The following is a 19857-nucleotide window of genomic DNA, read 5'->3' on the forward strand; positions in this document are numbered from 1 at the left end:
CTGGCACTTACCGTGGACCATTATCGGCATCTTACTGGCATCATGGTTGGTCAGTTTATTGATTGAATATATCGGCATGATATTTTTCTGGGCCAACGAAGGCGCGGAACACAGCAGGCAAGTGATGCTGACAGAAAGTGCCTATTTATCCGAAGGTTTTACCTATAGTCTTCTCATGTCGGAACCCGTTACGCTTATCCGTTATTGGATTCAACAGGCTTATCAATGGCTATTAGTAGAAAGCGGTTTTATTCGCTGGGTAAACGAGGGGCGACAGATAACCGTGCAGGCGGGCGCTGTTCCGTTACTTAACCGCTTTGGTAGTTGGCTGGCAATGGAGTTCTGGGAGTATTGGCTGGCGACAGTCTATGTGACCATCACCCTCATCATCCGCGTGGCGATTTTGGTATTGTCTATCCCATTATTCATCATGGTATGTGTTACCGGTATTGTGGATGGACTGGTTCGACGAGACTTACGACGTTATGGTGCTGGTTATGAATCCAGTTTTGTCTATCACCATGCAAAACGCTTGGTTAAACCTGCACTCTACGGCCCTTGTATGCTGTATCTATCCTGGCCGACAGCGGTGTGGCCGAATTTACTGCTATTGCCAGCAGCCGTGATACTGGGCGTGGTGGTGTCGGTGGTGGTGGGGGCGTTTAAGAAGTATTTGTGAAGGCAAAAACCAGAGAGTTCCGCCATTGTTTATGTTTTCTAATTGAGAACCTCGATAGAAATTGTTTTAACGACTTTGATGCATTAATAAATAGAAAGTGGATATCGCTATTATTCATATTTGAGTTATTGCGGGGTATCCACACCACAATGTTTTTTGAGATCGTTACAATAGATATCAGGGCATAATACCCACATTTTTTTTGCTCCAGCAAATTGGAGATAACGGGTACGATGGCGCCCGTTTGTGAACCCTACAAATTTTTCAAGTGTCATGACTTCTTTTCTGAAAAATAGAAACTTTCTTTCAACAGTAATTTTGTATCTCATATTGAAAGATACTATCGGCATTTCGGGATAATATTCATTTTTTTTGGGTGGAGAGAGAAATTCTCTTACACCTTCAATTTTATTTATATCCCATAGATTAACTGGTGGAGCCATTTTAATATCGCTATTCTGTTCACAATAATAAATGAATTTATCCATATTAACTTCAATCACAGTATAGTTCGTATAGCAGTCCGGCTTTCTAAAAACCACGTACTTAAACCTATCATGATTAGCAGATAGTGTTACTGTCCAGATTTGATAGTTATTCTCTTTCATCTTTTTTGTCTCCATTTTTTACAAGTGCACCTATGCAATATGCTCTATACAGCCTATCCTTAGGCTGAATATCTTAGCCGAGTACCGTGATATTTTGTAATCCCTGAATCACTTTTGTTTTACTGTCCACGTATTTTTCTGATGCTGTTACCTTGGTGCGGCATCAGCATATAATTATCACTTTATAGCGAAATCAGAAAAGTGCATTTATTATCTAAATTTTCTTAGGAATATGAGCTTTATTTAAAAGATCTAGAAATGTTTGTTCTGGTAATGTAAATATTAATTTTATTATGGGGGTGCTTTAATGATTACTAATAGTTCCATCTATGTGAAGCTATCATATATTCTTCCGTTAACTTCCAGTATGCCGTGTTCCGCAACTTGCGGAGAAAACTCTAATAATCTAGTCAAAAATATAATTGACATAACTAACACGCCACAGCAACTGGAACAAAAAGGAGGATTGCTATTAATTACTGGAGAGAAAGGGTTTGACAATAAAAACGAATTTATGAGAATAATTGGCCAGCAAGTTCCTCGAGTTCTAACAAAAAAACACTGTACCCCGCCATCTTTATGAATAAAAATGCGGTTTCTGAGTTTAAAAGTGTAGCGACTGAATTTGAAAAAAATAATTTTACGCTTGAAAAAAATGATTCTGAGTCAGATAAAACATTAAACCCTCATCGTTCTCATGAGGAAATAACTCAAGAAGAAAATGATATAAAGATTGGGCTAGCTTTTACTAAAGCTGTAAGAGAGCAAAAAAATAACACACTGGAAGAGATAAAACTAAATGAATTTAGGAAGGCATACATCAACGGTCATGGACTTGCCGGTATTGACGTCCTCGGAAGTGGCAGCTCCGCTTATTCCGCGAAAAAGTTAGTCGATCTTTTAATTGATAATGATATTTTAAGTGAAATCAAAGATATAAGACTAACAGGTAGTTATTCCGCAGATAGACGGCCTATTAAAAACCTGACGAAAGAAGAAATAGATAAAGCTAATCAAGAGTCCGGTTTTTTTAGAAAAAATATTGTATGGGCAGCGTCAATCTTTTATGGAGAAAGTAGCTAATGAGATTTGGTCCCGGGGATATACAGATGTTAGTGTTTCCGGATATCATGGATTGGGAGTTTTTTATAAAGACGAAATTCCATTCACTCATCTTCGAAGTGCTGAATCCCCTCCGACACAAACAGTAAAGAGGCAATCCGTCAGGGAAATTTTAGTTTTAGAAAACGGCGTTGTTAGAACGTTGCGTTGATGCTAGATAAGTGTTGGATGATGTTTAAATCAAACTGATGATAAAGTCCTGCCTACCAATAGCGGGACTTTGCTTTAATACCTTGGCCAGTGCAGCATGCCTGTGCTGACCATCTGCTGAGTGAGAAGTGAATTAAATAAAAATGTAAAAACCTCACTCAGAATGCCAGGGAAGAGGTAAGGGAAGGATCACCCTGCAACTTTTGGTGCGTGTAAAAAGTCTACACTTGGAGCAAGGAAACGCTAGACTGCGGCTTCGTGGACACGAAACAACATCACTGACACAGCTATGAACGGCATAGCACAATTCGGACTGAACTCCCTCAAAGTGATCTATTATATCGCACCACTATATTTAGATTGTAAGTGGTATTCAGTACGATATTTATTAACTAATACTATGCAGACTATTGTTTTGCTCAGGATAAATTTATTTCTTTAGGGGATTTTTAAAATGTATCACTAAGTCAGTAACCTTCTTAATAATCATCATCCCGCCATAAACAATTTCCTACTGTCCTCCACACCCGATTGCGTCAGTCTTTCCTGCTCCGTTAATGTTACAGGAGGGCATCATGCGCCTTTCCCCCAAATTCAGTGTTCTGCTACTGACAATAGTCAGTATTTTCCAGACTCAAGCGGCCGAAAAAGATGAACTGGCGTTGGTTATGCGCCAACTCGATCAGGTTCAAGCCAGTTTTGATCGCGCCCGCGTAGTGGCTAATCAGCATAGCCAGAATGCCCGTTTTTATTTCGATTACCTCAGTGCAACACGCGATATCACCACCATGAAACAAGGTATTGAGCGTTATCTGGAACCCTCTCGAGCGCAGCCATCATTGCCTCTGTCTGTCATCGGCCAGTACCGTGGGGAGAATCGCTGATGCCGATGACCAGTGCCCAGCAATCCGCCTGGAACGCTGGTACTGGCGGTGGAATGGAACCCTCCGCGCTTAATTTTCTCATTCTGGGATTTTGGGGCGGAGTGCTGTTTCTATTCGCAGCCTGGGTACTGGTCACGGCATTTAGCGGCGTATCCAACAAGTCCGTGCCGATGGATAAACTGCCTGACGCTGCCATCCGTTTGATTCTGTTATTGCTTCTGACACTCTTCTTCTTTTTCCACTGATTTAAGGATAACTCAATGAAGTTAATTGTTTTTATACATCAAAAGTTAATCTTGGCAGTGGTGGGGAGTTTGTTTTATATCGGGAGTGCATTGGCCGAATTGCCCACCATTGAACAGCCGTCATCGGGGGGAGGAGCCGGTACCTATAACACCTTTAGAGGGTATTTGCGGGATGGTCTGACGCTCGGCGCGTTGGTTATCTGTGCCATTGCTTTTATCGTCGTGGCTAATGCGGTAATCAGTTGCTTCCACCATATACGTCAGGGGAAAGCGACCTGGACTGAGTTTGGCACTTTCATCATTATTGGCGTGATTTTGCTTGTGGTGATCATCTGGCTCGTCACCCAAGCCAGCAGCATTCTTTAAGGGGGCGGTATGGCTGTGATTGCGTTTCTGCCAGATCGCCTGAATACGCCGCCTATGGTCTGGCGTGGATTCACTTCTGGTGAGTTCCTTCTGGCTGCTGGTTGTGGTTTCTTGCTTGGCATCCCGGTATCTATTCCATTTGTCCTGATCCCCACAGTTGGCTGGATTGCTATTCCAACTTGCATGCTGATTATGCCCATATTGGTGGTTTTTATTGGTGGCCGATGGGCCAGTCAATACAAACGTGGCAAGCCGGATAACTACCTTTGGCGACGTCTGGAAGAAGCGAGAGCGCGGCTAGGATTTGTTCATGATCTGGTGATTGTCAGTCGGGCATGGGAACTTCGGCGTTCACGTCAGTTTAAACGAGGGATTGCCAAATGAGCCGTTTTCGCAATGCCGTTAGCGCTCGCGACAATCATATTCTTTCGCTTCGCCTATTTTGCGTCATGTTCTTTATTGGTTTGATGATCACCAGTATTGGCTGGATACAAGCACCGCGCGACCTCACCATTCATAATCCGCCCGACCTTCGCTCAGGTAGTAGCAAAAAATGGTGGGAAGTACCGCCATCTACAGTTTATAGCTTTGCGTTCTATATCTTCCAGCAACTGAACGCCTGGCCAAAAAATGGCGAGGTGGATTACCCTGCCAAAATAGCCCAACTAAGCCCTTATCTAACACCCGCCTGTCAGGACTTTCTAAACAAAGATTCCCGCTTTCGTACCGATAACGGCGAATTGAAAGATCGGGTACGCGTGGTCTATGAAATCCCCAAACGGGGCTATAGCAGTAAGAGTGTGGACATAAAATCGGGTGATGAATGGCTGGCCCGATTGGATTTGGTGGCCGATGAGTATTACCACACTGAACCTGTCAAAAGGGCCTTGGTACGTTATCCAGTCAAAATTATTCGTTGGGAAGGTGACCCGGAACGTAACCCATTCGGACTGGCGCTGGATTGTTATGACGGTGTGCCGCAACGACTTGAGGCAATACCGTTACAGGTGCAAGAAAAGAAAACGGGGATATTCCAATGAGACTCAATAGATTGATAACCCTGGCATTGACGATGTTCTCTGCTGTAGCCAGTGCGGTTGAACTGATGAAGTGGGAGCGAATTCCACTGCAAATCTCTCTGAGTGTCGGACAAGAACGTATTATTTTTGTAGATAAAAATGTGCGAGTAGGGGTTCCTCCCGCGCTAAAGGGCAAGTTGCGAGTACAAAGTAGCGGAGGTGCTGTTTATCTTGCTGCCAGCGAAGCATTTCCAGTTACCCGATTACAGCTACAGAACAAGGTGAATGGTGAAATTATTCTTCTTGATGTCAGCGCTGTACTGGGAAAGTTAGCTCGTGAACCAATACAACTGGTCTATGAGGGAGAAGTGTCTTCCGTTTCCACCAGTGACAGCGGTCAGCCATCTTTCGCGCAGAGCGATACAAAGTCCAAGCGGCGTACACCAACAAAATTAAATGCCCCTATACCGGTAGTACTCACGCGTTATGCCGCCCAGAGTTTATATGGTCCGTTGCGCACGGTTGAAGCGGTATCAGGTATCAGCAGCGTGACACTTAATCTCCCCTCACACATCACTACATTGTATCCCTCAGTATCTGTTGCAGTGAGTCCTCTGGCGAGCTGGAGCCTTAATGGCTACAGCGTTATTGCCCTACAAGCGCGCAATACTGCGGCGGCGAAAATTATGCTCGACCCTCGTGCGTTGCAGGGACAGTTTGTCTCTGCAACCTTCCAGCACCGCTGGTTAGGTCATGCAGGAACGCCAGAAGATACAACCGTGCTATATCTGGTTGTACGTGGGCGTCCCGATAAAGCATTTAGATCAGAACCCACCGTTACAGATAAAGCTCATAGGACGCGGGGTATCCTGCGATGAAAGTTAAATCTAATGTGTTGGTCAAACTCGCCGTGCCGCTGACCATTTTGGCCGCAGCGCTGATAGGCGTAAAAGCTTGTTCGAACAGACATGAACAAGCGGTAATTTTTGATAAAACGGGTGGGGTATTGGCTGAGCTTACTCCAGAAGATCTCAAAGCGATGGGGATTGAAGGGGATACGTCGCAGGATACGTTACGTACCTTGGTTGGAAGTTTAAGAACGGTTACAGGTCGTCAAAATCAATTGGATGCTGCTAATAACGCCCTGGCAGATGAGAATAAAAATCTGAAGCAGCTTACCCAGAATGTTGACGAACGTATCAACCGGGCTATTGCTGATTCTCAAGCTAATACCCATAAAGCTCAGGTTCAGGAGATAACTTCACAAATCAGTGTGCTGATGCAAACACTGAAAGATAAAGGCAATCACAGTGATATTCCCGTGGGACAGGGGCTGAGTGGTGGGGGATTCGAAAATGCCCCACTCGCGTTGAATCATGATGGCTTGCAATGGATCGAGCCAAATGATGGCGTTGTTGATGTAACGGGTAAATCTATTGATGAAGGAAATAACAATGCCGCCCGTGGTTTCACCTTTGCTACTTCTTTTCTGGATGACAATGTTATTACTCGCCAGAAAACCGAATTGGTGAATAAAACCGATTATAGGCAGAACCTGAAGGGCAATAATGTAGCAGAGGGGCCGGTTGAACCGGTGTTCACCTTACCGGAAAATTCCACCTTGATTGGCAGCAGAGCCATGACCGCACTGCTGGGGCGAGTGCCGATCAACGGCAAAGTGACAGATCCTTATCCTTTCAAAGTGTTAATCGGAAAAGACAATCTGACAGCGAACGGCATCGATTTGTCTGATGTTCAGGGGGCGATTGTTTCAGGTACTGCAACTGGCGATTGGACATTGTCTTGTGTTCGAGGTGTGGTGACCAGTATCACCTTTGTATTTACTGATGGCACCGTACGCACCTTGCCGCATCCAACAGACAAAACTGAGAAAAATAGCAATCAGAACAACAGTATTGGTTGGTTATCTGATGAAAATGGTATTCCGTGCTTGTCAGGGGAACGAAAGTCGAATGCTTCTACATATCTGCCCACTCTGTTTGCTTTATCTGCCAGCAGCGCTGCGGGGGATGCATTAGCACAAAATCAGAATATTGCTCAGACCAATGCCAATGGTGGTGTGGCGTCGAGACTGACCGGAGATGCAGGGAAGGTGTTGATGGGGAAGGCGATATCAGGGGGCATGCAGGAAACAGCTGAGTGGGTTAAAGCGCGTTATGGACAAACTTTTGATGCAGTTTATGTTCCTCCTGGGAGCAAGGTAGTCGTCCACATTACCCGCCAGTTGACGATCGATTATGAAGAAAAAGGTCGCAAGGTGAAATATGACTTCAACCTAAGCCAGCCAGGAACAGGCATGGACTGACAGGGAAGTATGATGACAAAAAAACAAATTAAGTTGCTTCTTATCCTGTTGCTGGCCTCCAGTGCACTGACTGGCTGTAGTACTCGTAAGGATAAAATGTTGCCAGCAGGCAACAACAGCATGCTGGATATTTGGCACAAGGGGGCATCAACAACGAATGCAACCCGTGAAGGACGAACAATTTTACGGCGTAGCCTTAACAGTCGTGAACGAATCACATTGAATCATGTGATGGAAAGCTACAGTCGTACTCAAGAAAATGAGATTCAGCAGACGTTTCCGCGTTTGCCGAATCCAGACATGGTGATGTACGTCTACCCTCATCTTGCTGATGGTAATACTCCCGTGCCGGGATATAGCACGGTGTTTCCATTCTACAATCAGGTTCAGTATGCCTTGCCGGGTGAACGCACCGAGGATTTGTGATGTTTTCATTGTTTCGTTCCAAAGTGATTTCATCTCATGTCCAACCGGCAGGTGACAGCCCTTTGGCTGTTGAGGAACATGAACCCTTTAGCCGAGAGGGAAAATTTACCCATTGTGATGAGGCGAAGGCATATAGCGCGGCACCCTCCATCATTGATTATATGCCGTGGGCTGAATATCTCGTGGAAGAGCGCTGCCTGCTACTTGATGATGGTTTCTCGGTGGGAGCAGTCTTTAACGTTATACCGGTGGGTACCGAAGGTCGCTCGACCGAGCGCCTTGAAGAGATCCGTGATGTTGTCGAAGATGCACTACAGGACAGTTTGCCAGAGCTGAATCATCACCAGTGGGTAGTGCAGTTTTACTGTCAGGATGAGACGGATGTCACTGCGTATATGGATAAGTTGCGCAGCTACATAAAGCCATGGGCGCAAGAAACACCGTTTACACAGGCCTGGCTGGCTGAAACGGAACGCCATATGAAAAGTATTTCGGCAGACGATGGTTTATTTGAAGACAAAATTGTCACCGGAGCAGTATGGCGTGGTCAGACACGCCGTACTCGCATGGTGATTTACCGTTATGTCGAAAAACATGGACGCGATCCGCAGTCACCGGCGGCGATATTAAACCAGGTTTGCGACAGTCTTACCGCTGCGCTGGCTGGCGCTGGTATCCGCTGTGAACGACAAAACGGGCAGCAAATTCATAGCTGGTTACTGCGCTGGTTTAATCCTAAACCCGAATGGGTCGCGCCGGATGTCCTCTACGCAGCCGCGCGACACGACGATGGTGCGCCGGATACGTTGCCGATCTTGAATGATTTTAGTGAAACGTTGTGGTTTACCCGTCCGCGCAGTGATGCCGAACGCGGTATCTGGTGGTTTGATAATATGGCGCATAAGGCTGTACCGGTCGAACGTTTACGCCGTGCGCCCCAAACGGGTCATCTGACCGGTGAAGTTCGGCGCGGTGAGAATATTAACACTCTGATGGACCTGATGCCGGAAGGCACCATGATTGCTATGACTCTGATTGTGCAGCCACAGGAGGTGTTGGAAGAGGAGTTTAGTCGCCTTGGGCGTAACGCGATGGGGGATAATATTGACTCTACCCGTGCTCGTGAAGATGCGTATACAGCACGGCAATATCTGGGTAAACGGCATAAATTGTACCGCGCCGCATTAACTTTCCTTATTAGGGCATCGGATCAGAACATTCTGGATAAAAAACACCTCGATATCAGCACTAAACTGCTTAATGTCGGTTTGCAACCCATCAACTCAGAGCATGATGTGGCTCCCCTCAACAGCTACTTGCGGGCGTTGCCTATGTGTTTTAACCCTGCGGCCGACAAAAATCACTGGTACAGCCGATTAACCTTTGTGCAGCATTTTGCCTGTTTGTTGCCAGTATTTGGGCGCGATACTGGCACCGGTCATCCTGGCTTTTCATTTTTCAACCGTGGTGGTGCGCCGCTGACCTTTGATCCACTTAACAAAGATGATCGAACGCAAAACGCACACTTACTGTTGTTCGGGCCAACCGGTTCGGGGAAGTCAGCCACATTATGTAGTTCACTGTCCCAATTGATCGCTATTCACCGGCCGCGTCTATTTCTACTGGAAGCCGGCAACTCCTTTGGTTTGCTGGCTGACTATTGCCGATCATTGGGGCTGACGGTTAATAAAATCAGTATCAAACCCGGGAACGGGATTTCATTAGCTCCGTTTGCCGATGCACACTTATTGCTGCAAGTTTCTCAGGACGAATTAGTGACGGATGAGTCGGTATTACCCGATATCGATACGGCTGATGATGGCGATGAAAAACGAGATATTCTCGGCGAGATGGAGATCGCTGCCCGCCTTATGGTTACTGGCGGTGAAACGGCCGAAGAAGCGCGTATGACTCGAGCTGACCGTGGCATGCTGCGTGAAGCGATTTTAGCTGCTGCTCACACCTCCTTTGATGCGAGTCGTCAGATGCTACCGGAAGACCTGATGCATGCACTGGAAAATATTGCCCACGGCAGCAGCAAAGGTACGGATGGCTGCGAACGAAGAACGGCTAACCGGCGTGCCCGCGCGGAAGAAATGTCGCAAGCACTGCGGATGTTTACTGAAGGATTTGAGGGGGAGCTGTTTAACCGACCTGGAATGCCTTGGCCAGAGGTTGATGTCACAGTTATCGATCTCGGCACCCTTGCCCGTGAAGGTTATGAAGCACAGATGGCGGTCGCTGTTATTGCTTTGGTCAATACCGTCAATAACATCGCGGAGCGCGATCAGTATCTTGAACGTGAAATCACGATGGTGATTGATGAGGCGCATATTGTGACCACTAATCCGCTGTTATCGCCTTATATGACTAAGGTGGTGAAGATGTGGCGTAAGCTCGGGACTTGGTTGTGGCTGGCAACACAGAATCTGGCTGATTACCCTGATAGCGCAGAAAAAATGCTGAACATGGCGGAGTGGTGGTTATGTCTAACAATGCCACCGGATGAGGTCGAACAGATTTCCCGTTTCAAAAAACTGACTGAGGAGCAAAAAAACATGCTGTTGTCGGCTACAAAACTCCCCGGATGTTATACCGAGGGTGTGGTGTTAGCCAAACGTGTAGAAGCTCTATTTAGAGTCGTACCACCCAGCCTTTATCTGGCGTTGGGAATGACCGAAAAAGAAGAGAAAGCGCAGCGCCGTCAGTTAATGAACCTGTACCACTGTAGTGAACTAGAAGCGGCATATCGCATGGCGCGAAAGTTGGATGAGGGACGGGGCATTCTGACACCAGAAGGGGCAGCAGAAACTGGCGTCAACTGCTCAAATCCTTTGCGCAGCTGACGCCAGTTGAACAAGCGATAGCGCGTTAGTGTCATCGAAAGGGGCTAGCTTAGAGTATGTTGAGGTAAATATCCGCAATCACATATAGAGTTCTTTACTGACCTCAACACCATATGGATGCATCTTAAGCCGATAATTCGTTTAAGGAGCATTCATGATGATCAGATCTATCAGCTATTTGGTTGTATTGTGCCTTTCAGCAGGCGCTTTGGCTGATGTCGTTATTTATACTGATCGCTCTCGCCCCGTATCTGCTATATCCCCCGATATTTCGATTATTTATCTCGATGCACCAGATTCTGTGCAACGGGAAATATTTGGCTCTTTACCCGTCGAGCCCGCTCAGGCAGAAAAACAAGTTCGCGAGCTTCAGGCATCGTCCGTATTTAAAATGTTAGAACAACAATTAGTCGCAGCTTATCAGGGAGTCATCAATGCCTGGTCTTTAGGCTTGGTCAAATATCCTGCGGTAGTATTTGACGACAAGTGGGTCGTATATGGGACTACCGATGTTGGTGTGGCAGCGCAGCAGTTAATTAACTGGCAGGAGAAGAATCAATGAGTTGTGCTTCTTCGCGAACTTGCCGGTTGCTACTGGTCACTCTCCTGACGGGCAGCAATTTATGTATCGCTAGTGTCAATACAACCAGCTTGATAACCAGTGCTGCCAGCACTTCTTGCATCAGCTGGAAGATAAAAGGAATTTGTTATTGGTTGCTGTGTACGCCTCTCGGTTGCTCAGTGAAAACCTCCATTAAAGTTGAACATTTTATTCCCGAGGCGGTGGTGTCAGCCTATTCAGGCTCAGGAGATAATCCCTGGTCAGAGATATCGGCCGTCAGCGGGGCTGCTGGTGCAACTGAAAACGGCATTATTGGTATGTTATCGGGTGTCGGTGCCGGCGGTGGTCAACAAGCAATAAAAGCCCCCAGTCTGCGCAAACAAAACCTGTATTTTCATTACGCTGATGCATACGGCCATCCTGCAACTTCACTGATTGGTGGTCACATTGTGGGTTATTCTTGCCAATCAGCCGCGACGCCTTTTTTCCCTTACTTTGTCAGTGCCCTCGATACTCTGGTATGGCGTAGTGGTTTCCCTGAATCTTTTTATCCCGAAGCTCTGATCCTCGGGCAACGCGAATTGGGTAGTCAACGAAGCGGCAATATGTGGGGGAATATTTATCCTCGAAGTGGCTTTGTCACTCAGCAGGACAGCTATAAATCTGCTGCAGTTGTTGCCCAACGGGTTGCTGATATCATCACTCGTCGTGGTCAGTTGCATGTCTATCAGCCATTGGTGGGCCAACCTTCACCGGGCTATTGGCCACCCGAGCCGGTTCGGGAAAATACCGGCATCCAGAATCATAAATGGCAGCGTCTGGCACCTCAGATCTCGACGACTTGTGCCGTTTTCCCTGACACCAACCGCCCCATAGCCGAAGATGGCAATTATGCTTGGGCGCTGTGGCAGCCTTATAGCTGCTGTAAGCGCCGTGGGCAAACATTCCTATTTAGCACCGATTTTTCATAAAGTTGGCTCCTATGACACTGCATAAATATTTTTGCTTACCGCCGATTGCCGCAGTTTTCTTGTCAATTACAGTCCATCCGACTCGAGCCACTATTCCCACATCCAGTGGTGCTATTAGCGATGGTTTGTACTACTCGATAGGTGGCGGTTCTGTCATTTCGCCAGCCTCTTCACGTAATAGCATGCGCCGTTTGGGGATGACCGGAAGCTGGAACAGCGATTTGATGTGCGGCAACTTTGATTTGAAAACTACGGTCGGTAACCAGCTCAATGGTATCACCAGCGGTTTTAGAGATCTGATGGGGACGGTTATTCAGGGGGCCAGCGGTGCGGTGGCCAGCATGCCAGCAATGGTTATCCAACGGGCGAATCCAGGTTTGTATGAAATGCTGACCAACGGTACTTTGCAGGCGGGGTTAAGTTTCGACAAATCCACACTGAACTGCCAGAACATAGCCAACAAAATGGCTGATTACACTCTCGGGAGTAAATGGACACAAGCCGCAGTGACTGAAGAGTATAAGAATATTGTTGCTTCAAGTGATGGTGATGCGGTTCGCAGTGACCAGAAGTTACAGCAGGCGACAGGGGAAGAGGGCGCAAGCTGGATTGGTGGTCAGAAACGTGGCGGTAAAGGCCAGCCAGCAATTAGGCCGACATATGATCTTACCAAAGCCGGTTACAACATGATGAATAACCTGCCAGTTAGCAGCAATGATTTTGTCGGCCCAACAGATTGCAACGGGACGGTGTGCCAACGCTATAAAAATGCAGAACAAGCCGCCGTGGCGGTGGTTAACGTGCTTGGTGATCGCACCATTCGTACCTGTCGTGTAATCAGTGCATGTAGTAGTGGCGGTGATGAGAACGCCACCGGTAGCACGCTGGCTGGTACTGGCTTTTCCCCGATGCTGGAGGACACGACTAAAAAGAACCTTGAACAATTAGTTTCATTGGTTGGTGGTCTGGAGAAGCCCACCATAGAAAATCTGGCAAAGCTGAAAACGGGCAGCCTCGTGGTTACCCGAGGGGTTATCCAGTCGTTGAAAGATGATCCAGATAATGCAGCGTTAATACAACGCCTTGCTGGCGAGCTGGCTATGGCCGATACCGTCGAGAATGCGCTGATTATGCGCCGCATGATCATCACCGGTCAGTCAGAGCCAAATGCTGCAGACCAACCTGAAGCACTGGCTGAAGGGAACCGGCGTATTGATGCGCTCGATCGTGAGCTTGCTGCAATGCGAAATGAAATGGAACTGCGTAAAGCTATTAGCAACAACAGTTTGCTGACTATATTTGAACGTCAGGGTATTCGTAATCACATTAATAGATTACAGCAGCATAGCGGGGGGCAGGACAAAGGTTTTAGTCATATGGGCCAGAAAAAGGCAGATCTATAATGGCTGGCCGATTTGTATTATTCGTGGCTGTGGGGGCGATCCTGATAATGGTGCTCTTTTGGGGCGCAGCCATCCTGTTTGAACTTGATCCTACGGGTTATCAAACGCGTGGTTGGCTAACGACCAATCGGCACTGGCTTTTTATCTGGCGACTAATGTTATACAGCTTGTTGGCTTGTTTATGGTTTCGCATGGTGCGCTCAAAGATATTATATAAAGTGCCGAACGAGTCATTGCATCGACTGGAGTGGATGACTATCACCTTAATTCTGGTCATTGAGTTTGCTGTATGGCGTCCGGTGTTGGCATAGGGCGGCGTTATGACGGCAAACAGTTTTCTTGAATATTTTCTGGTGTTATTCGGTTGGATATTGAATAACTCACTGTGGAATATCTTGTTGAGCACCGGTCTGTTCGTCTTGCCACTGGTATTTAAAGTGCTTGGTATCTGGCTGAAAGTACGTGAAGAGGGGGCTGATGAAGGTAATAAAGGGTTATTGGCATTGCCGCGAGTCGAGCATGCCATATACGTCTCTTTTTGTGTCATGTTATTTTGCTGTGTGCCTTTGCTGCCAGTAGACATCAGTACCCTCAAGTTTGACAGCTCCCGCGCCAAACAATGTGGTGTTAACCTCCCATCACCACAAAATTCTGGTTATCAGGGACTGAACAACGACTTTGATGGCAAAACAGCTGCCGTGCCAGTGTGGTGGTATCTGCTTCATATGATATCGAAAGGCACTACACAGGCAATGATAGCCTCTATCCCTTGTGGTAACCAGTTACGGCAATTGCGATTTGAGGTGCAGAATACCAAAATCCGTGACCCCATAGTGCTACAGGAAGTACAGGATTTTGCTGATCAGTGTTACTCGCGTGCCTATTTTAAACTGAAGAATAGCCACCAACAATTGAGTGATGCCACCATCAATGGTATTGGCTGGATTGGTAGCCGTTATTTTCTTACGACCGCAGGCTACTATGATCATTACACTTCAACTGAACCGCGCAGTCAGTGGGGCTATGAGCGCAACAGAGATGGTGGTTATCCCGACGTCAGTCGAGGTGGTTATCCAACGTGTAAACAGTGGTGGTCCGATGGCACTCATGGTTTAAAAACTCGGGTGTTGCAAAACCTCAATGGTTATACCAAAAAGGTATTACATTTTTTGTACCCCCGGGAGCAGTGGGAAGAGATGGCGCTACGTTGGCTGGTCAGTCCACGCAACGTGGGTTTGTCTGGCAGTGGTGAAACCTATGCTGTAAGTGGCAATGATTCCTCCTCGGGATTAGCAGGAAATATAACACGGCTGATCTCCTCCGTTGGACTGGGGCTCAAGCAAACTGAGGCTCTTTCAGGATTTGATGCTCTAAAGCAGGCATTGCCGATGATTCAGGCACTACTTGAGATGATGATCATTGTCGTCATACCGCTACTAATGATGTTCAGTGCTTATGAACCGAAAATAGTAGTAACTATTTCTTTTGCGTTATTTGCCCTGATATTCATCACATTTTGGTGGGAGTTAGCCGGTTGGTTGGATGACAGGCTGATCACCCTTATTTATGACAACATGGCGGAACAAGAGATTATTAACAGTAGTGTACCATTTGCTGGATTCTTCAGCTCCACGGTGGATGGTTGGATGATGAGTCTGGTGCTGGGGATGATGTACGTTATCTTCCCAATGTTCTGGCTCACTATGTTGAGTTGGATTGGGGTAAGAATTGGTGACATTGCCAGAGGGATAACTGATGGCGGCAAAATGCCTCAGGCTGCGGGCGAGTCGGGTGGAAAAATAACAGCAGGTGTCGCCAAAAAGGTTATTAGTAAGGGATAAAACAAAAAATCACCGGGCATAAAAACGAGCTATTCAATGTCGCGGTTTTCTGATTTACAAGGGCTATCTTCCCATGTGTACCGCAAGTGATTGGTAGATTCATTAGTTGTGGTTGTGTTCTCTGCCATAGATATCACAATACTTACAGCCTTGACACTTCCCACGGTGACATCAATAGAACCTAGTAGGGCGTTACGACTCATTTCTTTGAAATCGTCCTTATTCATGTGAAAAACTGGTGGTTTTCTGGCGCAAATTTCTTCCAAATCCTTTGGATCAAAACTTTGTGAACTCATCGCTATTACTCCATTAATTGCGGATTTTAAATGTATCACTGTGGGAAAAAATGCTCAATTGATTGTTTTTTATTCAGTGCTTGCGGGGATTAGAATACTTGTTTTAACATAGCGTCGTTATTCTGTTGCCATAAGCAACATGCCAAAGTCCTGGTGATTTGAGAGGGACGCCTTCGGGTAATCGCATGCCAATGTCACCTTAACCTGAGAGGTGACGCCTTCGGGCGGTACCCCGTTAACCTTTGAAAATGGGGCTCGCAATCAAGTCGCGATAAGGTCTCTTCTACTTCAATTTTCATTTTTTTGTCCAAATACGCTTTGCAGTATTCACTGCTGTTGCACTTCTTTTTGATGCTTTGACACCCACTTTCAATTACAAACTGTGCGGACGATGGGTTGGCATATTTCATATTTGTACTGAAAGCTGAGGATCGCGGCGTCACTTGCGAACGAGTGAAACGAGTACCAAGTGACGCGCGCAGCGCACGACCGGCAGTACTGACGAACAGCCACTTCAACGACATTTCTACCCTCTGACCAACACGTAGTAATGGTTTTAAAACGCTTAACCGCGAGTTTTTATCGTTCATCGGGTTATCCATTTCAACTCATTGTCAAATTCGCAGGGAAACCCTGTATCACGACAATTTTCAATTAAAAGAGGTAAATCGACACGACATTGATGGCGACGCCAGTAGTACTGGTGTGTGGAGGTAGACCGATGAAAATCGGCTCGGCGTAAGCTGCAAACAGGTCGGAGACCTGGGGAACCTCGCAAGAACTCAACATTTCGCCGCCCCGATGCATAAATGTTTGTCGAGATGCAGAAAGCGCAAAATTAACCGTGCCGTCGGGGTGAAATGTTTAAGGTAAATGTTATGGAGAAGCCGGTGGGTTATGCCTTCCGTTCACATGGGACGGAAGACCTAACCCACCTGATGCCAATCAGGAGAAATAATGGCAAAATTGAATAAAAGCCTGGTTACACTCGCTCGTCAGGCGGGAGGGAGTTTTAAAACAGTCTCAGACCGCATGAAAATAGCGGATCGTTTGGCCGAAAGATTATTAAAAATGAATATCCAGATCCGTGATGTCAGTCATTTAAAAACAAACCATATTGCAATTTATATTAATAGCCGTTTGGCTGAGAATATCTCCAAGAGAACTTTACAGAATGAAATGGCCGCCATACGGGCAGTGCTGCGTTTGGCCGGAAAAACCTTTATGGCAAATCCAACTCACGAAAAATTAAGCAACGATGCGCTGGGTATATCAGGTGCAAGTCGAGACGGTACCAAAGTCGCGATCCCGGCAGACATTTATGAAAGTATTCTGGATAAAGTTCGCGAGGTTGATAAGGGGGCCGCAGTTACAATGGAATTATCCCGACAGCTCGGCTTGCGTACTGAGGAAGCGATTCAGTCGGTTAAATCATTAAAAACGTGGCAAAAAGCTATTCTCAATCAGCAAGAAAAAATACGCGTTGTTTTTGGGACTAAAGGTGGTAGGCCAAGAGATACAACAATAATTAACAGAGATGCTTTAGCTAAAGTTGTAAGTGATGCTATCAAAATAGCCGCTGATAATAATGGAAAGTTGATGGATAAAATGGGTATCCATCTGGCTATTGAACGTTATCGGAATATTGTCAGAGACGCGGGGCTTGTTGGTCAGTATGCCCCTCATAGTTTGCGTTATGCTTATTCCAGAGATGCTCTGGTATATCATCGAAATAAGGGTTTTAGTCAAAAAGAAGCTGAGGCTTTAGTGTCAATGGATTTAGGGCATGGTGATGGGCGTGGGCATTATATTGCTCGTATTTATAATAAAGTAACTATTGAATGAAAATATTGGTCAGATTGCTTCCGGTAAGAAAAGTATTCCAGGGCTGCCAGCTAGCAGCGTGTGACTATGACAAAAGATACGCTTGCTCAAGTTGCTGTGTTTATGTACGATTTACGGGCTAAACGTTGTCTACGACAACTGCCAATGTTCCGGTGATTTGAGAGGAACGCCTTCGGGTAATCACCTGCCAATGCCATCATAACCTGAGAGATGGTGCTTTCGAGCGGTTAAGCCAAATCTGTCAACCTTTGCAAACAGAGACCTTCGGGTTAAGGCCTACTTTACTATTTAGTCCCATCCTCGTTCGATTCGACTCCATGACAATCATCGTCATTTAATGTTTTACCTATCAGGGACTTCGATCCCATTTTATTCACCAGTGGCGCACTCCGCCATTGGCTGGGCTGCGCTTTTTTTGAGGCTCATCCCATGAAGAAATCTACCTCCCGCCGTAAGGCTCAAAAACGTGCTGATTTATATCAACAAGTCACTGACAAAATCATCGCTGCGCTGGAAAAGGGCACTGTTCCCTGGCGTAAACCCTGGCGTTTGGCGACGAGACCTGTTGGTAGTTCGCTACCGACCAATGCCTCGACGGGCCGTCCATACAGCGGTGTGAATGTCCCCTTGTTATGGATGGCAAGTGAGGATCACGGTTTCAGCTCTGACCGGTGGTTGACTTTTAAACAGGCCCAGCAAGCCGGTGGGCGGGTGAAAAAAGGCGAAACCAGTCATCTTGCCGTTATTTTCAAGCTGTTTGAGAAACAGGCTGAAGACCTGGACGGTAACAAGCTATTTGACGAGCAGGGAAAACCACGAATTGAGCATCTCTCAATGATGAAATCCTTGCAGTTGTTTAACACCGAGCAGTGTGAAGGTCTGCCTGAATGTATGGCATCTCCTCCGGTTCGACTGATAGATCAGAATGACAATGAGATCCTAAGTGCACCGCTGATGAATCGGGTATTGGAAATGCTCAATAGTAGTGGTGTGACAACTACCCCAAGAAGACAGAATCGGGCATTTTATCGACCATTAACTGATGAGATTGTCATGCCGCTGGTAGGGCAATTTTTCACTGAAGCTGATTACTGGTCCACGTTACTACACGAACTTATTCACGCGAGTGGTCATGAAAAGCGCCTAAACCGTGAGGGAATAACCTCATCAACTCGCACCTTTGGCGATCCTATTTATGCTTTTGAGGAGTTGATTGCGGAACTGGGCAGTGCTTTTCTCTGCGCTGAACTGGGTATTTATGGCGAGGTGCAACACGAGAGTTATATCAACGGTTGGTTGAAAAGGCTCAAAAAAGACAAAAAGGCATTGTTCCGCGCCTGCCGACAAGCACGTCAGGCATCTGAGTTTTTGTTAACCCAACAGGCAGGAAGCGACGAGCGAGAAAATACCATAATGGAGGTATTAATATGAATCAGGAACAACAATTCTGGCAGTTAACGGCATCTGCGCTGCTTAGCAGACACTTTGGTTTGACGCTGAACGATACGGACTTTTGCGAGGAAGCCTGCGTAGTCGCGCTATCCGACGCCGGTATTCGCCCATTTGAGGCGATTAACACTCTGGTGGATAAGTACCAGTTGGCCCGCCAGAACGACAACGCTTTTCAATCGCTCTCACCTTATCTGAACGCAGTCAATGAACTGATTGCCGCACTTGAGACTGGTGCGACCTTAGATATTATCCGTCAGCCTTAGTCTGGGCTGACTATCTCTCAATAACAAAACCCATTGGGAGCCTTACCCCAGTGGGGAGGCTCTCTCTTTTTTATAATCAAAAGAGGAGTAGTCACTATGTTCGAATGGTGTAAAAACCGACTGGAAATCACCGGACGTTCCGTGTTCGTCGACATCATGCAACAATGGATAACCGGTGAAGAAGCCCCTCTGTACCGCCATGCGATTCAGCAGAGTATCAAGCTGTTTCTGGCCGGTTGTGCGGGGATATTGAAACCGACAAAGAGCATGGAGTATCCACCTTTTCCCCGTCTTGTTTCTCATGGTGCGGGTTCTGCTGTGGCGAGTAATCTGGCATTTCAACACTGGCTGGAGCTATTACTAAAAAATGCTGTGCTGGATAGTGACACCATCCGCCAGATTGACCGAATCTATTTGCAATCAGGTATTGCGTCCGTTAAATGGGAGACAATTCCCGAGGGGGCACGCCAGATAATGACGCAATTGATGGTTCGCCAGTATTCAGATTGGTTTGGCGTAGCCAGTTGGTCGTCTTATATCAATGGTGCTGATT

At 46.6% G+C, this 19857-nt stretch carries 23 protein-coding genes; 20 read left to right on the plus strand and 3 right to left on the minus strand.

The genetic code is table 11. From position 1 onward, the window contains the following. The coding region (locus tag ACNSO8_RS12940) for a TIGR03747 family integrating conjugative element membrane protein (protein ID WP_418394846.1) at window positions 1-679 on the plus strand (679 nt) is incomplete at its 5' end. Between the two features lie 125 nt (window positions 680-804). Here the strand turns inward: ACNSO8_RS12940 and ACNSO8_RS12945 are convergent. Continuing rightward, on the minus strand, window positions 805-1287 hold the full coding sequence (locus ACNSO8_RS12945) for a plasmid fertility inhibition factor family protein (protein WP_418394847.1): 483 nt from the start codon (window positions 1285-1287) through the stop codon (window positions 805-807). A gap of 579 nt (window positions 1288-1866) precedes the next feature. On the opposite strand from ACNSO8_RS12945, the gene ACNSO8_RS12950 reads away from it, so the two are divergent. From ACNSO8_RS12950 to ACNSO8_RS13020, 15 genes are all read left to right on the plus strand, one after another. Beyond that, window positions 1867-2370 (plus strand): hypothetical protein, encoded by a 504-nt coding sequence (locus ACNSO8_RS12950; protein WP_418394848.1) that lies wholly within the window; start codon window positions 1867-1869, stop codon window positions 2368-2370. Between the two features lie 764 nt (window positions 2371-3134). Beyond that, window positions 3135-3443: an RAQPRD family integrative conjugative element protein gene (locus ACNSO8_RS12955; RefSeq protein WP_418394849.1), complete on the plus strand. Its 309-nt coding sequence runs from the start codon at window positions 3135-3137 to the stop codon at window positions 3441-3443. Further along, entirely contained in the window at window positions 3443-3688 is a 246-nt protein-coding gene (locus tag ACNSO8_RS12960) for a TIGR03758 family integrating conjugative element protein (protein ID WP_418394850.1), read from the plus strand. The genes ACNSO8_RS12955 and ACNSO8_RS12960 overlap by 1 nt, the downstream gene beginning before the upstream one ends. 15 nt (window positions 3689-3703) lie before the next feature. Then, on the plus strand, window positions 3704-4054 hold the full coding sequence (locus ACNSO8_RS12965) for a TIGR03745 family integrating conjugative element membrane protein (protein ID WP_418394851.1): 351 nt from the start codon (window positions 3704-3706) through the stop codon (window positions 4052-4054). 9 nt (window positions 4055-4063) lie between these two features. Then, window positions 4064-4438: a TIGR03750 family conjugal transfer protein gene (locus tag ACNSO8_RS12970; RefSeq protein ID WP_418394852.1), complete on the plus strand. Its 375-nt coding sequence runs from the start codon at window positions 4064-4066 to the stop codon at window positions 4436-4438. Beyond that, window positions 4435-5094, plus strand: coding sequence for a PFL_4703 family integrating conjugative element protein (locus tag ACNSO8_RS12975; RefSeq protein ID WP_418394853.1), 660 nt, complete (start codon window positions 4435-4437; stop codon window positions 5092-5094). Before ACNSO8_RS12970 ends, ACNSO8_RS12975 begins: the two co-directional genes overlap by 4 nt. Continuing rightward, complete coding sequence (locus tag ACNSO8_RS12980; protein WP_418394854.1) at window positions 5091-5951, plus strand: TIGR03749 family integrating conjugative element protein; 861 nt, start codon at window positions 5091-5093, stop codon at window positions 5949-5951. Before ACNSO8_RS12975 ends, ACNSO8_RS12980 begins: the two co-directional genes overlap by 4 nt. Beyond that, window positions 5948-7399 carry a TIGR03752 family integrating conjugative element protein gene (locus ACNSO8_RS12985; protein WP_418394855.1) on the plus strand — a complete coding sequence of 484 codons (1452 nt, stop codon included), beginning with the start codon at window positions 5948-5950 and terminating at the stop codon, window positions 7397-7399. The genes ACNSO8_RS12980 and ACNSO8_RS12985 overlap by 4 nt, the downstream gene beginning before the upstream one ends. Window positions 7400-7411: 12 nt before the next feature. After that, window positions 7412-7825 carry a TIGR03751 family conjugal transfer lipoprotein gene (locus tag ACNSO8_RS12990; RefSeq protein WP_418394856.1) on the plus strand — a complete coding sequence of 138 codons (414 nt, stop codon included), beginning with the start codon at window positions 7412-7414 and terminating at the stop codon, window positions 7823-7825. Then, window positions 7822-10671 carry a conjugative transfer ATPase gene (locus tag ACNSO8_RS12995; protein ID WP_418394857.1) on the plus strand — a complete coding sequence of 950 codons (2850 nt, stop codon included), beginning with the start codon at window positions 7822-7824 and terminating at the stop codon, window positions 10669-10671. The genes ACNSO8_RS12990 and ACNSO8_RS12995 overlap by 4 nt, the downstream gene beginning before the upstream one ends. A 157-nt stretch (window positions 10672-10828) precedes the next feature. Then, a complete protein-coding gene (locus ACNSO8_RS13000; RefSeq protein ID WP_418394868.1) occupies window positions 10829-11233 on the plus strand; it encodes a TIGR03757 family integrating conjugative element protein in 405 nt (134 codons plus the stop codon). Next, window positions 11230-12204, plus strand: coding sequence for a TIGR03756 family integrating conjugative element protein (locus ACNSO8_RS13005; protein ID WP_418394858.1), 975 nt, complete (start codon window positions 11230-11232; stop codon window positions 12202-12204). Before ACNSO8_RS13000 ends, ACNSO8_RS13005 begins: the two co-directional genes overlap by 4 nt. A gap of 11 nt (window positions 12205-12215) precedes the next feature. Further along, a complete protein-coding gene (locus ACNSO8_RS13010) occupies window positions 12216-13607 on the plus strand; it encodes an integrating conjugative element protein (RefSeq protein WP_418394859.1) in 1392 nt (463 codons plus the stop codon). Then, window positions 13607-13918 (plus strand): hypothetical protein, encoded by a 312-nt coding sequence (locus ACNSO8_RS13015; protein WP_418394860.1) that lies wholly within the window; start codon window positions 13607-13609, stop codon window positions 13916-13918. Before ACNSO8_RS13010 ends, ACNSO8_RS13015 begins: the two co-directional genes overlap by 1 nt. A gap of 9 nt (window positions 13919-13927) precedes the next feature. Continuing rightward, window positions 13928-15448, plus strand: coding sequence for a conjugal transfer protein TraG N-terminal domain-containing protein (locus ACNSO8_RS13020; protein ID WP_418394861.1), 1521 nt, complete (start codon window positions 13928-13930; stop codon window positions 15446-15448). A 29-nt stretch (window positions 15449-15477) separates the two neighbouring features. Here the strand turns inward: ACNSO8_RS13020 and ACNSO8_RS13025 are convergent, their stop codons facing one another. Together ACNSO8_RS13025 and ACNSO8_RS13030 are read right to left on the minus strand one after the other, a co-directional pair. Beyond that, complete coding sequence (locus tag ACNSO8_RS13025; protein ID WP_418394862.1) at window positions 15478-15744, minus strand: hypothetical protein; 267 nt, start codon at window positions 15742-15744, stop codon at window positions 15478-15480. A 194-nt stretch (window positions 15745-15938) separates the two neighbouring features. After that, window positions 15939-16334, minus strand: coding sequence for a hypothetical protein (locus tag ACNSO8_RS13030; RefSeq protein ID WP_418394863.1), 396 nt, complete (start codon window positions 16332-16334; stop codon window positions 15939-15941). Between the two features lie 367 nt (window positions 16335-16701). Between ACNSO8_RS13030 and ACNSO8_RS13035 the strand changes: the two genes are divergently transcribed. The 4 genes from ACNSO8_RS13035 to ACNSO8_RS13050 all read left to right on the plus strand — a co-directional run. Then, a complete protein-coding gene (locus ACNSO8_RS13035) occupies window positions 16702-17589 on the plus strand; it encodes an integrase domain-containing protein (protein ID WP_418394864.1) in 888 nt (295 codons plus the stop codon). 429 nt (window positions 17590-18018) lie between these two features. Continuing rightward, window positions 18019-19020 carry an ArdC family protein gene (locus ACNSO8_RS13040; RefSeq protein WP_418394865.1) on the plus strand — a complete coding sequence of 334 codons (1002 nt, stop codon included), beginning with the start codon at window positions 18019-18021 and terminating at the stop codon, window positions 19018-19020. Next, on the plus strand, window positions 19017-19304 hold the full coding sequence (locus ACNSO8_RS13045) for a TA system toxin CbtA family protein (protein ID WP_418394866.1): 288 nt from the start codon (window positions 19017-19019) through the stop codon (window positions 19302-19304). Before ACNSO8_RS13040 ends, ACNSO8_RS13045 begins: the two co-directional genes overlap by 4 nt. Window positions 19305-19400: 96 nt before the next feature. Beyond that, the coding region (locus tag ACNSO8_RS13050; protein WP_418394867.1) for a DUF1281 domain-containing protein at window positions 19401-19857 on the plus strand (457 nt) is incomplete at its 3' end.

The sequence above is a fragment of the Yersinia sp. LJYL362 genome (assembly GCF_048323875.1).